Annotated in this window: 10 protein-coding genes; 2 read left to right on the forward strand and 8 right to left on the reverse strand. The window is 63.1% G+C overall.

Annotated features, from left to right (window positions below):
* Positions 1 to 14 precede the first annotated feature (14 nt).
* Positions 15 to 968, forward strand: coding sequence for an alpha/beta hydrolase fold domain-containing protein (locus ACF8RA_RS12055; RefSeq protein WP_392519213.1), 954 nt, complete (start codon positions 15 to 17; stop codon positions 966 to 968).
* 85 nt (positions 969 to 1,053) lie between these two features.
* Here the strand turns inward: ACF8RA_RS12055 and ACF8RA_RS12060 are convergent, their stop codons facing one another.
* The 5 genes from ACF8RA_RS12060 to ACF8RA_RS12080 form a co-directional block, all read right to left on the reverse strand.
* Positions 1,054 to 3,480, reverse strand: coding sequence for a TonB-dependent siderophore receptor (locus ACF8RA_RS12060; RefSeq protein ID WP_392488188.1), 2,427 nt, complete (start codon positions 3,478 to 3,480; stop codon positions 1,054 to 1,056).
* A 118-nt stretch (positions 3,481 to 3,598) separates the two neighbouring features.
* Complete coding sequence (locus ACF8RA_RS12065; protein WP_392519192.1) at positions 3,599 to 5,248, reverse strand: cyclic peptide export ABC transporter; 1,650 nt, start codon at positions 5,246 to 5,248, stop codon at positions 3,599 to 3,601.
* A 113-nt stretch (positions 5,249 to 5,361) separates the two neighbouring features.
* Positions 5,362 to 6,456 (reverse strand): aminotransferase class I/II-fold pyridoxal phosphate-dependent enzyme, encoded by a 1,095-nt coding sequence (locus tag ACF8RA_RS12070; RefSeq protein WP_392488190.1) that lies wholly within the window; start codon positions 6,454 to 6,456, stop codon positions 5,362 to 5,364.
* A gap of 21 nt (positions 6,457 to 6,477) precedes the next feature.
* The gene (locus ACF8RA_RS12075) at positions 6,478 to 7,353 is read right to left on the reverse strand and encodes a formylglycine-generating enzyme family protein (protein WP_392488191.1); all 876 of its coding nucleotides are present in this window, start codon (positions 7,351 to 7,353) and stop codon (positions 6,478 to 6,480) included.
* Entirely contained in the window at positions 7,350 to 8,726 is a 1,377-nt protein-coding gene (locus tag ACF8RA_RS12080; protein WP_392488192.1) for a dipeptidase, read from the reverse strand. Before ACF8RA_RS12080 ends, ACF8RA_RS12075 begins: the two co-directional genes overlap by 4 nt.
* Positions 8,727 to 8,872: 146 nt before the next feature.
* Between ACF8RA_RS12080 and ACF8RA_RS12085 the strand changes: the two genes are divergently transcribed.
* A complete protein-coding gene (locus tag ACF8RA_RS12085; RefSeq protein WP_392519193.1) occupies positions 8,873 to 10,483 on the forward strand; it encodes a PvdJ/PvdD/PvdP-like protein in 1,611 nt (536 codons plus the stop codon).
* Between the two features lie 56 nt (positions 10,484 to 10,539).
* Here ACF8RA_RS12085 and ACF8RA_RS12090 read toward each other — a convergent pair whose 3' ends face one another.
* Genes ACF8RA_RS12090 through ACF8RA_RS12100 form a run of 3 tightly spaced genes read right to left on the reverse strand, consistent with a single transcriptional unit; the run spans position 10,540 to position 15,105 of the window.
* On the reverse strand, positions 10,540 to 11,958 hold the full coding sequence (locus ACF8RA_RS12090) for an efflux transporter outer membrane subunit (RefSeq protein WP_392519194.1): 1,419 nt from the start codon (positions 11,956 to 11,958) through the stop codon (positions 10,540 to 10,542).
* Positions 11,955 to 13,922: a MacB family efflux pump subunit gene (locus tag ACF8RA_RS12095; protein ID WP_392519195.1), complete on the reverse strand. Its 1,968-nt coding sequence runs from the start codon at positions 13,920 to 13,922 to the stop codon at positions 11,955 to 11,957. The genes ACF8RA_RS12090 and ACF8RA_RS12095 overlap by 4 nt, the downstream gene beginning before the upstream one ends.
* Position 13,923: 1 nt before the next feature.
* The gene (locus ACF8RA_RS12100; RefSeq protein ID WP_392519196.1) at positions 13,924 to 15,105 is read right to left on the reverse strand and encodes an efflux RND transporter periplasmic adaptor subunit; all 1,182 of its coding nucleotides are present in this window, start codon (positions 15,103 to 15,105) and stop codon (positions 13,924 to 13,926) included.
* Between the last annotated feature and the right edge of the window lie 53 nt (positions 15,106 to 15,158).

Raw genomic sequence — 15,158 nt, forward strand, 5'->3', positions numbered from 1 at the left:
TTTTTTCAAGGAATATCAAGTTGAACAACGATCTGGAAGCGTTTCTCGATCTGGTTGCCATGAACCCACAGGACCAGGCCTTGCATCAGCTTGGCCCGGTTCAGGCTCGCACGAGTTTCGAACTGGCCACGCAGCGTCTGCGCTGGCAGGCGCCGGAGGACCTGGAGATCGGTACGCTGACCTGTACCGCGCGCGATGGTGTGGCCTTGCCGCTGCGTGTGTACAAACCTGCGCAGGCCGATGGCCGGCCGCTGCCGGCGCTGGTATATTTTCACGGCGGCGGCTTTGTCGTCGGCAGTCTGGATTCCCATGATGGCGTATGTCGTGAGCTGTGCGCACGATCGGGCTGCGCGGTGGTTTCGGTGGGCTATCGTCTGGCCCCCGAACATCGTTTCCCAACGGCTTTCGAGGACGGTTGGGATGTGCTCAAGGCGTTGCCCTCGTTGGCCCAGGCACAGGGCCTGGACCTGCGACGCGTCGTCCTTGCGGGCGACAGCGTAGGCGCCACTCTGGCCACCGCCCTGGCCCTGTATTGCGCCATGCAAGGCCAGGCTGCTGCGGTCCGGCCAATCGGGCAAGTGCTGTGTTACCCAGTCACGGACGCGGGAGGCGAATACGCCTCTCGTACCCTGTTCGGGGAGGGGTATCTGCTGGAGGACGAAACGCTCGAGTGGTTCTACGACCTCTATGCACGCGAACCGCTGGATCGTCACGACTGGCGCTTTTCGCCGTTGCGCGCCGAGAGCCTGAGCGGTGTCGCTCCTGCCGTTGTCTTGCTGGCCGGCCTGGACCCATTGCTGGATGAAGGGCAAGCGTACGCCGAGCGCTTGCAAGCATCCGGGGTGAAAGTGGAAATCATCCTGGCACCGGACATGCCCCATGACCTGCTGCGCATGATGTCAGTGACTGAAGAAGTTTCGACAGTTTACGATCGATTGGTCGGCAGCCTCCTTGCCCTGATCGCTTAACCTGCCTGGTATAGCTGCTCATGTAAAACGCCCCAGGTGTTGGACTTTCATCCAGCACCTGGGGCGCAGTTCACATCGAGGCGAATCAGTTTTCGTAGCGCAGGGTAATAGCAAAGTTGCGCGGGGCGCCGTAGTAGTTGCCGGTGTCTTCGCTGAAGATGGCAGTGTAGTACTTCTCGTCAAACACGTTGTTGAGGTTCAACTGAACACTGACATTGTGGTTGACGCGAAAATTGGCGTTGAGATCGACCAGGTTGTAAGCGCTTTGGGTGATGTTGTTCAGGTACAGCTTGCTTTGGTGATAAATGCTGGTACCCACTCGCCACTGGTCCAGTTCACCCGGCAGCTGATAGGTGGTAGCCGCCTTGAACAGTCGCTGAGGTGAGTTTTCCGTACCGTAGGTATCGCCCTTGTTGGCACCGGCAACGTACTTGGGATGGCTGTAGGTGTAACCCATCGAGGCATTCCACCCTGGCATCAGCTCGCCAGACACTTCAGCATCAAAACCTTGGTTGCGCACCTTGGCACCTTCGGTATAGCAGCGTGCATCGCGGTTCGGTCCGCAGACACGGCCGGCCTCGGGCACGACCTGGGGCAGCCCTGTCAGATCGACCTGGAAAAGCGCCAGAGAAGTGTTGAGCCTGCCGTCGAACAGCTCGTTCTTCAGGCCGATCTCGTAGTTGCTACCCGTCGTGGGGGCGAGCAGCTTGTTGTCGACACTGTAGTTGCTTTGCAGTTTGTAGATTTCAGTGTAACTGGCGTAAACCGATGTCTGATCGGTGATGTCATAAACGATGCCGCCGTATGGAATGACCTTGCGGTCTTCCTTGAAACGGTCGGTTTCCCATGGCCCCTGGGTATCGTAATCGACCCAGCTCAAGCGGCTGCCGAGGATCACATGGAGGTCGTCGGTTGGATTGAGACGGGTAGCCGCGTAGATCCCTTTGTCCTTGCGCACATGGTGGCTCGGTGTGAGGTTCCCGACTATTTCCGGTTTGGGGAATTGCGAAGAATCGAAGTCGAGGACATCCACTTCAGGGAAGATAGCTGGCGAGCCGGTCACATACTGCAGGCGATCGCGGCGCACACTTGTGCCGATAACGACTTCATGCTTTTGGCCCATCAAGTGGAACGCACCGTTCAGTGCAGCGTCCAGGTTGATCTGCTCGTCATCGTACCGGGCGCTATTAGGGTAGTACTTCATCGTCGAGTCGGTCTCGCCGGTGTGGTAGCCGACCTGCGCGAGAAAATCTGCATTGGACCAAATGAGATTGGTCGCGACTGTCAGGTTCCAGTCTTCGTTGAACGAGTGCTTGATATCGGCGAAGACGTTGCGGTTCAGCTTGTCCAGATAGGCCCATTTACCGGCCAGCGAGGTCGAGCGGGAGAAATCGTAGAAACTGCCGTCCTGATGTGTTGGCAGCCCACCCCAGTCGTAGCCGTTGTTGTTATCCTGCTGCAACGAGCCGCCAACTGTCAGGGTGGTCGAATCACTCAGGTCCGCTTCGCCGATGGCGTAGAACAGCTGGTTTTCCTTGCCAGCGTAGTCCTGGTAGCTATTGCGGTTGTTATACATCAGTACCGTTCGACCGCGCAGGGTTCCTTCGGCGTTCAACGGGCCGCCGACATCCAGCTGGGTTCGGTAGTTATCCCATGAACCCGCACCGACCTCGGCCTTGAGCTGATATTCCCGGGTAGGCCGTTTGCGCACCATGTTGATGGCCGCCGACGGGTTGCCCGCACCTTGCAGCAGGCCATTGGCGCCACGCACGATCTCGACCCGATCATACATGGCCATGTTGTTCACGGACATGACGTCCATCGAGAAGCTCTCGGTGACGCTGGTCGGCAGGCCGTCGACCTGCAGGTCGTCTACCTGAAAACCGCGCGAGTAATACAGTGGACGCTCGGTGCCGAAACCCTTGACGGTATTGATCCCGGTCGCGGCCATGGCCACGTCTTCCAGGGACTGCATGTTCTGGTCGTCCATCTGTTGGCGGGTGACGACGCTGACCGACTGGGGTGTCTCGCGTGGCGACAGCCCCAGCCGGGTGGCTGTGCTGGTCACGCCCGTGGTGTACGAACCTGTGTTCTCGGTCGTTGCACCCAAGGCAGCGGACTGGATGCTCGTGGCATCGAGCAACATTGCGCTGCCACCTTCGTAGGCCGCCTGCAAGGTCAAGGTGTTGTCGCGCAACTGATAGCGCAGGCCACTCTCCCTGAGCAGGATACGGACCGATTCATCCAGACTGTAACGACCGCTCAATGCACCCGAGCGCAGGTTCTGTATGGCATCAGGTTCATACAACACCTGCACGTCGGTCTGCTCTGCAAATGCCTTCAGCGCCGAGCTCAAGGGCTGTGCCGGGATATTCAAGGTCAGTTGCTGATCTTGCGCCTGGACGGCCAAGGGCAGGGCCAGGGTCAGGGCCAGTGCTGGCAGTTGGGCGTTGAATGCGCGTCGAAGGCCAAGCGCCCGGGTCAAGTGATTCAATCGAAGGTGGGTGGGCATTTCGGTGCTCGTTGTAGATGTTGAGTGGATAGGCTGGGCAGATCTTTTTTTAGGGTGACTAGGGGTATGACGCACGGCTGATGACAAACCGGAATGCAAATGTTTCGCTTTCACTGCATCAGGCGACGCACGCCTCGACGACCACCTTGCCGGCCGCCATGCGCACCAGCTGGTCGGCGACATCGAAATAGCGGTCATCGTGGCTGATGACGATGATTGTCTTGCCCAGGCGCTTCAGTTCGGGCAGCAGCTCGGTGTAGAAGATGCGCCGGAAGGTCGGGTCCTGGTCTGCAGCCCACTCATCGAACACCAGCACCGGGCGCTCTTCGAGCCAGGCATTGATCAGCGCCAGCCGCTTGCGTTGCCCGGTCGAGAGGTCGGTGGTGGTGAAGCTGCCGTCGCGGATGCTGACCTTGTGTGCGATTTCCAGCCTCTTGAGATAGACCTCAGCGCTCTCTGGCACCTGCTTGGCGCCCAGGAAGGGGTCGTCGAACAGGTAGTAATCGGAAAAGATGGTGGTGAAGAGCTGGCGATAATCGTCGCGATCCCGCGCGGTGATGGGCTGGTCGTTGATGCGAATCTCGCCTTGTTGCGGCGGGTACAGCCCTAGCAGCAGCTTGATCAGGGTGGTCTTGCCACAGCCGTTCTCGCCGACGATGAAGACGATATCGCCCTGGCGGATCTGCAGGTTTACCGGCCCCAGGGTAAACGGTGCGTTGCCGTCGACCGGGGGGAAGGCAAAGCGCACGTCACGCAGCTCAAGGCTGTGCAAGGCGGGCAGCTGGCTGGCCTTGTCTTCGAGCAGCAGGTGCGGCTCCGGGGAGGAAAACTGCTCGGACAACTCGGCAATCCGGCGGAAGGCGATCTGGGCCCGGCTAACGATGGGTAGCGTTCCTACGAGGTATTCGAGCGGGCCTTTCATGTACAGCAGCACCAGCACGAATCCGCTCATTACTTCTTTGTCGGCGTTAGGCCACAGGGATTGCAGGGCAAGCGCCAGGCCTATGACTACGAAGAACAGCATGGAGCCGAAGGTCTTGGCAATGACGAAGGTATTGATGGAGCGGATCTGAATATCGCGTATCTGGTCGGCCGTCCCTTGGATGTTGCGGCTGAACATGCGCTGACGGCGTGCACGGTGGATGCGCAGCTCCTTGGCGCCTCCGGCGATCGCATTGTAGTGCCGTTGCAGTTCATCTTCGGCATCCCGCGCCGCGACGAACCCTCGAATGCCCCTGGACCGGGCGATGTACTGGACAATGGTCCCGAGCGCGATGGCCGCCAGCATCAGCAGGAACATGGGCAAGGACAGCATGGCCAGGTAGCCCAGGCAGCCGAGGGTGACGGTCAGGGCGATTGCCAAGGGCGCGAAGGCGAAGGCGAAATCGCTGATGGTGTCCACGTCGTGCGTCAACACCGGGATCAGCCGATGGCTGCGATAGCGCTCGATCTGTTCGATGGGGGCCGACAGGACTTTCTCGCCCAGCGCCTTGCGCAAGGCGGCAATGATGTTCTGGCCCACTCGGTTGCTACCGATGTCGGAAAACACCGAGCTGGTGAGGGCGACCAGGCAAAGCCCGGCGAAGCCCCAGACCACGCCTTGGGTCAAGCCGGTGTCGTCGTGCAGGGCCCGGTTGATGGTGGCCAGCAGGACGGTGATGCTGAGGCCGCCGACCATGCCCAGGATGACGGAAAGCGCGACGGTGTATTTAAACGGCTTGAGCAGGGCGAAGAGGTCCTGCATGGCGCCGCGGGTGGACTGGGACATGATGTACTCCTGAGTAGATCAGCCGACGCTGGCGGGGGGAGCAGCGCCTTGCGTGCGCTGCTGTTGGGTAGGTGTTAAACGAAGCCGCGGAGGGTGGATTTAGGCGGCTGCCTTCAGCCGTGCATGACGTCAAGAAACGCCTTCAGGAAGGCCTGCATCTGCGCCGGCGTGCCGACACTGACACGCATCCATTGCGGCCACGTCTCGAATACCCGCCCGACCCGGATGTTGCGTTGCGCGAGTGCCTCGATCACAGGTTTGGCGGGGCGGCCGAGGGCCACCATGAAGCAGTTGGCTTGGGCGTCGGTGCAGCGGTAGCCGGCCTTTTGCAAGGCGTCGATCGTGTTCCACAGAATGCCTCGATTGATCTGTTTTCGTTCACTGACCAGGTCTTCTTGTTGCAGGCTGGCGATGCCGCCCATAGCAGCGGCAAGTGGTACGAAGTTGTAGCCGTTCAGGCGTTGCAGGTCGGCGAGCAATGCTGGTTTGCCGACCACCAGCCCCAGGCGGGCACCGGCCATGCCATAGAGCTTGGAGAACGTTCTCAGGACCATGACGTTGTCATGGCTGACCGCCAGGTCCAGGCAGGAGGGCGCGTCGGTAAAGTGGATATAGGCCTCATCGATGATCGCCAGGCTGCCTGCCGGCTTGTGGGTGACCAGGTGCTCGATGTCGGCGCGTGGCGTCAGCGTGCCCGTGGGATTGTTCGGGTTGCACAGGTACAGCACCCCGGGTTGCCGGGTGGCGGCAAGCATGCCGCGTACGTCATGGGCGTGACGGGCATCGAGCGGCACCTCATGCACGGTTGCGCCGACAGCCCTGGCGCCATTGGCCACCGAGTCATAGGTCGGCGCGGCGGTGACCACGGTGCGGTTGTCGGCGTGGCGAGCCAAGGCGTATTGCAACGGCGAGCGGGAGCCGCAGAAGACGGCTACATGGTCTTCGGGTACCTGGTTTTGCCGGGCGAACAGCTCAGCCAGGCGGTATTCGTGTTCCGGAAAATAGTGCCCGCTCTGGCGAGCGCCCTGGTGCATTGCTTCGAGTGCCGAAGGGCAGGGGCCATACGGGCTCTCGTTGTAATCCAGGCGGATAATGGCGTCGTCCGCCGGTGGGTCGCTCGCTGCGCCCGCCGCCCAGGCGGGCATGGCGGGGGCGAGGCCGGTCAAGGTAGCGGCGGCGACGAAACGGCGTCTGCTCAAGGTGGGCATGGTCACTCTCCCTGTGGATTGTCAGTTGGGTTCACCGTCCTGAAGGGCGCGGGCTACCCGAAAGCCCAGCCAGTCGCCGCGCACGTCGGGTTCGCGCTCGTTGCGGTTGCCCGAGCGGGAGAAGATGGGCGGTTCCAGGTAGTCGTTGCCGCGAATCTGCCGGTGTGTGCAGGTACCACCGGTGGTCCAGGCGCTGCCGTCGGTGGGCGCGCCGACATAATCGATATGCCAGCAGTCCTCGACCCACTCGTAGACGTTGCCATGCATGTCGTACATGCCGAATGCATTGGCAGGGAAGCTGCCGACCGGTGCCGTGTAGGTGAAGCCATCACGCGGCCCGTAGGTGTTGGCATGCTTGCTGATCTGATATTCCCCTTCCTGGTCGAAGGGGAACGGGAAGGGGCCGGTGGAGCCGGCGCGGCCGGCGTACTCGCGTTCGGCCTCGCTGACCATGCGGTAGGGCTTGCCGGTCTTCTTGGCGAGCCAGGCGATGTAGCCGCGCGCCTCATCCCAGGTCATGCAGACCGCAGGCTGCGTCGGGCTTTGCGGGTAGCTGGGCTTGCCGTTCTTGCACAGCCGCCCCGGGCGGTCGTCGCCGTCGGGCAGCACCGTGTGGGTTTCCTTGGCATAGGCCTGCCATTGCCCGGCAGTCACATGGAAGCGACTCATGGCGAAAGCCTTGGCGAATGTCACGGTGTGCAACGGACCTTCATCGTCCTGTTTGCCCAGTTCGTCATCGGGGGTGCCCATCACGTAGCTGCCGGCAGGCAGCACGACCATTTCCGGGCAATCCTTGCAGTCTTTGAAAACCTTGCCCGGTGCAGCCGGGTCGGCAGCGAGGGCTTCGAGCGACAGCGAGAGACAACCGAGGGCAATCAGTGAGGTCAGCCGTTTCATGGGTTTCCTTGCGGGTAGTGGGCAACGGGAGGAGGGGCCGGCCTGGCGGCCTTCTGGGCGGCTTCCCACACACGCAGGAAGTTGGCGCCCCAGAGCTTGGCGATGTCTTCGTCGGAATAGCCGCGCTGCATCAGTTCGGCAGTGACGTTGCGGCTCTGGCTGACATTTTCCCAGCCAACCACACCGCCGCCGTCGTTGAAGTCGGAACTGATGCCGACATGGTCGATACCGATCTTCTTCACCGCGTAGTCGATCGAGTCGACGTAGTCGGCCAGGGTCGCTTCGGGCTCGGCGCCGAGGATGTCGTAGAACGGCGTGAGGTATTCACCGAACTTTTTCTCCGACCAGATCGAGAACACCGGGTCGGTGGTGGTGCCCATCTGGGTCTGGTTCTGTACGTCTGGCAGGCCATACTTGGCGCGTAACGCGTTCATCTTTTCGATGGTCGGGCGCGAGAACGGCTTGAGGTAGTGTGAGTAGGCCACGATGTTGACCAGCCCGTCGGTGGCCTTGATGTGTGCCAAGTCCGCGTCGCTGAGGTTGCGGCGAATGTCCATCATGCCTTGCACCCCCGTGTGCGAGGCCATGACCGGTGCGCGGCTCAGCTGGGTGACCTGGGTCAGGGCCTGGCTGGACATCTGCGAGACGTCGATGACCACGCCAAGGTCGTTGAGCCGGGTGATGGCGCGACGACCGATGTCGGAAAGACCGCCCAGCGGGTCGACCGAATCGCCCAGGAAGGGCAGTGGGCGCGCCGAGTCGACCCAGCTGTTGTTACCGACGTAGCCTGGCCCGAACACCCGCATGCCGCGTGCGGCCCAGTGGTCCAGCTTGTCGATGTCGTCGCCAAGGGGGGCGGCGTTGAGCAGGCTGATAATGATGGCGAACTTGCCTTCACTGACCAGTCGGCGGAAGTCGGCAGGGGTGTAAGCGATGCCGGCCTGCGCAGGGTAGTCCTTGGCGATGCTGGTGATGATCCGATAGCGAACTTCCAGTTCGTTGGCCATCGCCGCCTCGAACCCGGGTGTGGGGCGGTGCGGCCAATTGGGCCCACTCCAGAACTCCGGCCATGACCAGATTGCGATCGAGGCGCCGCTCAGGCGGCCTTTGGCGGCTTTCACCAGGTCGAACTGGGTCGGGCCGTCATGGTTTGCTTCCTCGCCATCGGTGCCATAGCTCAGCGGCACGTCAAGGTGCGCATCCAGGGCCGGGATGCGCGCCTGCAGGGCGTTGGCCCGCTGTTCGATTTCCCGGCCGTAGGGGTGTTTGGCAAGGTAGACCCAATACCACCAGGCGCCTGCGGCCGCCAGGAGCAAGAGCAGAAATGCCAAAGCCCATGGCCATCTGCGCGAAAAAAAAGCCTGTTTCTTCATTGCGTACTCGACCACCTGCACGACGGCCCCATGCCGTTCGAACTTGCTGGGTGAAACGAGCCGAGCCCAAGAGAATTTAGCAACCCTCTAAATCGCTCCCTCAACCATTCGTTTTCGCAGCAGGAGTCACGTCATGAGTACAGTGGATGAAAGTGTCACGTCGTAAGATCCTGGCGGGCCTGGTGGCCGCCGGTGTAGCACTGCCTGCCGGCTATTACGCACGGCAGGCGTGGCAGCGGGCCGAGGAAGCGGAGCTGAGCAGTGACGAGCCTGCGGTGCCGGTCGACGACCTGCCCAATGCGCTGTTAGGTGAACGCCTGGTCGGGATCTGGGACTGGCGCATGACGAGCGATCACCCGGCGCTGGCCGAGCTGGCCAGACCGCAGCAGCTGCTGCTCGACGTAGGGCAGGGTGCCCGTGCCGTGCGCGGCTACCTGGGTACTGCGCCCTATGGCGGTCAGGGTTTGCAGGTATACGGCCCGTTGGCTGCCGACCGGCTGCCGAAGGTGCAACTGAAGATGATGGCGGGTTCTGGCGAGGCCTATGACTGCGATGCCGTGCTGGATGAGATATGGGGCGACTGGAGCGAGGGTGGAGGCAGCGCGACCCTGAGTGGGCACGTACGCCTGGCAGGGACGCAGGCGGGGCATTCCGGGGCGCAAGCGAGCTTTGTCGCCGTCCGCCGACCGTTCGTGCTGGCGCGTGAGCGGCTGCCGTACGTGGCGGCGCTGCACGAGGACCTGATTTCACCGCAGCGTCGCTACTATCACCAGCTCTGGCACGCCAGTCGCGATCGCTGGCACCGCATCGATGAATCCCGGCGGCAGATGGTGCGTGCGCTGGGTTGGCAGGTCGGCCCGTTGGGCAAGGAGCGCAACGCACGCGGGCATGATCGCCATCGCAACGGCTCCGGCGAGGATTTTCTGTTCATGCATCGGCACATGCTGCATGGCGTGCGCGAGGTCCAGGACCTGCGTTCCTGGGCAAGCCTGCCTGCGGCACGCCCATCGATCGGGCAGGGCGTTCAGGCGTTTTTCGATTACCTCGACAACCGCGACGGCTACAGCGTCCCGCCCAACTGGCAGGCGGCCGGCGATGAAGCCTTCAGCCAGTGGCTGTACTACGTCAAGAGCAGCCAGGGGCTGCACGCCAACTTCCAGCTGTGGGAAGCCGAGTTGCATGATCCGCAATACCTCAGCACCCTGTGTCTGGGAGAGTTGGGTTCACGCATCGAATTGGGAATCCATGATTGGCTGCACATGCGTTGGGCATCCCTGGGGCGTGACCCGAACTCGGATTACCCGATGCCTTACGGGCGTCGCAACTACGATTTTTCCGAACGCTGGTTCCGCGCCGAGAACGACTTCCTCGGCGATCCGTTTTCCTCCCATGTCAACCCGGTGTTCTGGGCCTTTCATGGCTGGATCGACGACCGCCTGAACGATTGGTACCTGGCCCACCAGCAGGCGCACCCGGGGGAAGTGAAGCCGCAGATGATCGATGGCATTCCGTGGTTTGCGCCAGGGCGCTGGGTGCGTGTGGCCGAGCCTTGGCTGGGGCCTACGCGTGAAGGTTGCGGTGCCTGGGGGCTGGGCAATGGCGGCGGCACCGGGAAACTGGACATTGAGACCATGAAGCTGGCCTTGCAAGTCATTTTCAGCCCTGAAGAAGACGGCGATCGCTTGGCCGGCAGGGTGCCTCAGCGGCCTTGGTATGCCCGCCATCTGGCACCCGGCCCGCGACGTGACGGTTTGTAGCGTTGACGATTTTTGGCCGGTGTTGCAGCGGGTAGGGCTCCCGTCAGGGGGCTTGCCTACCTCGCTGTCATCAGTGTGTCCGACGCCGTCCAGCCGCCGCCCAATGCCTTGTAAAGCGCAACACTGGCCTGCAAACGCGCTTTGCGCAGCCGTACCCGTTCGGCCTGTGCTGTAAACAGGCTGCGTTGCGCTTCCAGCACGCTGAGCAGGTCTTCGGCCCCGGCCCGGTAGCGGTTCTCGGCCAGATCGAAGGCGCGTTGCGCCTGGGTGAGCGCTTCATGCTGCCAGTGTGTCTGGCGGTCCAGGCCGTCGACGCTGTTCAAGGCCTTCTCGACTTCGCCGAAACTGGTGATCAGCACGCTGCGATAGGCCTCGAGCAGCTCGTCCTGGCGAGCGATGGCGCGATCACGCTCGGCGCGCAAGGCGCCATTATTGAAAATGGGCGCCGTCAGACCGGCACCGAGGTTGAGCGCCGGATTGCGCAGCAGGTCGATGGCTTTTCTGTCGCCTGTGGCCAGGCTGGCCGTCAAGCTCACCGTGGGGAACAGTGCTGCCCGCGCAACGCTGACATCCGCCTGAGCCGCAGCCAGGCGCGCCTCTGCGCCAGCGATATCCGGGCGGCGCGTCAGCAGTTGGCTGGGAATGCCGGCGGCAATGCTCGGGCCACTCAGTTGATCGAAAGGCTGATCGGCCAGTTCTAGCGCCTGGACCGGCACGCCAAGCAGGGTTGCCAGGGTGATCTGCGCATCGCGGGCCTCCTGTTGGTAGAGCGGCAACTGTTGTCGCTGGTTGGCCACAAGGCTCTCTTGCTGGGCCAGTTCCAGGGCAGTCGACGACCCGGCCTGGAATCGCGTGCGCACAAGGCTCAGGACCTTGTCGGCGTTTTCCAGGTTAAGCGCGGCGATGCGTGCCTGCTCGCGAGCGGCGAGGGCACTCAGGTAGGTATCGGCAACGCTGCTCGTCAGGCTCAGTTCGAGCGTGTCACGGTCACGTGCAGTGGCTTGCAGGCCAAGGCGGGCACTGTCACGCGCAGCGGCATTTTTACCCCAGAAGTCCAGCTCGTAGCTGGTCGTCAGGGCCGTGTTGAAGTAGCGGTAGGTCCGCTCGCGGTTCGACGTGTCCTGCTCGCTGTACCCTTGGCCTCGTAGCAAGCGCTGGTGATAGGCGTCGGCGCTGGCGTCGAGGCGCGGTAGCAGGGGGCCGCCGGCAATACGCAGGTCGGCCTGTGCCTGCCTGACCCTGGCCATGGCGGCGCGCAGGTCATGGCTGCCCTGGCGCGCCTGCTCGATCAGTTGGCTCAGTTGAGCGCTATTGAAAGTCGTCCACCATTGCGCGGAGGCCGCCGTGCCGCCAGCCGGACTTTGCCAGCTGGCAGGTGCAGCGATACCGCTGTCCAGTGGCGCAGGGGTGTGGCTGCAAGCACCCAGCAGGGTCAGCAGCGGTAGCAGTAAAGACGGGGTTCTGGTCATGGTCATTCACTGGTCAGGGCGGCGACAGGGTCGAGGGCGGCGGCTTTGCGCGCGGGCATGAAGCCGAAGATGACGCCCGTGGCTACCGAGCAGGCGAAGGCACCCGCTATCGCCAGGGCAGAGAACGCGACGTCCACCTTAGCCAGGCTGAGTACCACGCCGATCAGCAACGCCAGGCAGACGCCGATCAGGCCGCCGGTCAGCGAAAGCACCACGGCTTCAGTCAGGAACTGGCGCAGGATGTCGCGCTGTCGGGCGCCGGTAGCAATGCGGATGCCGATTTCGCGGGTGCGTTCGCGGACGGTCATGAGCATCACGTTCATGACGCCGATCCCGCCGACCAGCAGCGAAATGGCGGCAATGGCGCCAAGCATCAGGGACAACCCGTTGCGTGTCGCCGCCTCGGCCTGGATCATCGCCGCGCTGTTGTCGATCTCGAAGTCTTCGATGCCACCGTGCAGGCTCAGCATCAGTTGGCGTATTGCGCGTTCGGTGTCATGCACCTGGGTGCTGTCGGCGGCACCGATGATCACGTATTCCGGGTGTTGCGTGCCGGAAAGACGTATGGAAACCGCTGAGTACGGCACGGCGATGCGCAGGTCGTTTCGCTGGTTGGCGCCACTGGAGCCTTTGCTGGCGAGCACGCCGATCACCTGGAAGGGCACGTTCTCGATGAGGATGTACTGGCCGATCGGGTCCTGGCCGTCAACGAACAGCTTCTTGCGCACCTCCGAGCCGATCACCGCCACGGTCGCAGCCGTGGCCAGGTCGTTGTCGGTAAAGAAGCTGCCTTCGCTGACGGGCCAGCTCATCAGCGTCGGGAACACAGGCGAATAGCCACCGATGGTCGACTCCAGGTCGCGATTGCCGAAGCGCACCTGCGCTTCCACTGTCATGGCCGGCATGATGGACTTCACTTGAGGTAGCTCGGCCAGCGCCTGCACGTCGCTGAGGCGAACGTTGCCGGGCGGAGCGCGCGGTGTTGGAGGGGCACCGTTCATGAAGATGATGTTCGAGCCGAACGCGCCCATCTGGGCCATGACCTGGCGCTTGCTGCCTTCACCCACCGCCAGCATGACGACCACCGACGCGACGCCGATGATGATCCCCAGCAGGGTCAGAGCGGTGCGTGTGCGGTTGCTCCACATGACCTGCCAGGCGGCTTGCAGGGCGTCCCGGGTTTCGCCCAGCCAGGGGCTGCCCTGGCTGTCGGCACGCACCAGGCGCCCGGCCAGATCGACGGCTTGCAGCGCACCTGGGCGACGCGGTGGCGGCGCCTGGTCGGCGCCGCTGTCACTGATCACTTCGCCGTCGCGGATCTCGATGATGCGCTGCGCCCGGGCGGCCACATCGCGGTCGTGGGTGATCAGGATCACCACATGGCCTTGCTCGGCCAGTTCATCCAGCAGGCGCATGACCTCGGTGCCACTGTGGCTGTCTAGCGCACCGGTGGGCTCGTCCGCCAGGATGATGTGGCCGCCGTTCATCAATGCCCGGGCGATGGACACCCGTTGTTGCTGGCCGCCTGAGAGCTGGCGCGGGCGATTGCCGGTGCGCTCGCCCAGGCCCAGGCGTTGCAGCAGGGCCTTGGCCCTTTCGGCGCGCGGGGCCGCCGTGGTTCCGGCGTAGATCGCCGGCATCTCCACGTTCTCCTGCGCCGAGGCGGAGGGGATCAGGTGATAACCCTGAAACACGAACCCGAACGCTTCGCGGCGCAACCAGGCCAGTTCGTCATTGTTCAGGCCGGCAACATCCTGGCCGGCAAAGCGATACTGCCCAGCGCTTGGGCGGTCGAGGCAACCCAGGATGTTCATCAGGGTCGACTTGCCAGAGCCCGAGGTGCCGACGATGGCGATGAACTCTCCGGCATGGACTTTCAGGTCGATGCCGCGCAACACATCGACCTGGGGGCTGTCGCCGCCCCCGTAGGATTTGCGGATGCCGACCAGCTCTATCAGCGGAGTGCTCATGTCAACCCTCACCGCCGACAGGGCCGATCAGCAGTTTGTCACCTTCCGCAAGCCCGTCGAGTATCTGCACGCGCAGGCGGTCGCTGAGCCCGGTACGTACCTGGCGCGTCTGTACGTCGCCTTTGTCGGTCAGAACATGGGCAGTCTGCAGCCCCTCGCCCTGGCCGCGTCCCTGAAGCGCCGCGATGGGCACGGTCAATACATCCTTGGCAGATCCGGCGACGAAGAACACTTGGGCAGTCATGTCGGCCATCAGCGCGTTGTCATCGTTGTCGACATCCAGCAGCACGGTGTAGAGCACCACGCGGCCGGTCCCGCTGCCGCTTGCCATACCGGCGGCAACCGGGCTGCCGCCGCCCTGGCTGAGCTGATCCAGCGGTTTGGGCGGGATCGGCAGAATCTGCCTGACAGTGCTGGTCCAGCGCCTGCCGCCGCTGCCCAGGGTGGTGAAGTAGGCTTGCATGCCGGTCTTGACCTGGCCGATGTCGGCTTCAGAGACCTCGGCCCATACCGTCATCGGCGACAGCTTGGCGATCCGCAGGATCAGCGGGGTGCGCTGTTGCGCGTTCAGGGTTTGCCCTTCTCGTGCATCGACAGCTACCACGGTACCGCCGATCGGGGCGTAGATGCGGGTGTAGCCGAGCTGAGCTTGCGCGCTGCGCAACGTGGCCTGCGCCTGGAGAATCTGCGCCTCATACATGTCGATGCGCGCCTGGGTTGTCAGCACCTTGGCCTGGGCCGTCTGCACATCCTCTTCACGCGTGGCGCCGTCGCTGGCCATCCGCTGCTGGCGACGCAACTGCTGTTCGGCCAGGAGATGCTCGGCACGCTGCTCCTTGACCTGCGCTTTCAGGGTCTGGATGGCATAGCGCTCGGCATCCAGCTGGGCCTGTTGCGTGGCAGGGTCGATTTCCACCAGCAGTTGCCCCTGCTTGACGGTGTCACCGACTTCTACGTGCAACGTGCGGATCTGCCCGGAGGCCTGCGCGCCCACGTCGACGTACTGACGGGGCTGCAGGGTGCCCAGCGCGGTGACACTGGATTCGATGTTGCCACGGCTGACGCTGACGAACGGCCGCTGCTCGGCCTCGCCGGGCAACAGTTGCCAGGTGGCGAATGCGGCCACCGGAATAAGGCACAGCGCGAGCGTTACGGCACGACGGGTAAGGCGTTGAGGGATCATGCAGGATTTCCGACCATGAGAGGGCCGCTGTCACCAAGGATCAGCTAGGGAGG

Origin of the sequence: Pseudomonas sp. FYR_5 (assembly GCF_043106315.1) — a bacterium.
GTDB lineage: Bacteria > Pseudomonadota > Gammaproteobacteria > Pseudomonadales > Pseudomonadaceae > Aquipseudomonas > Aquipseudomonas putida_Y.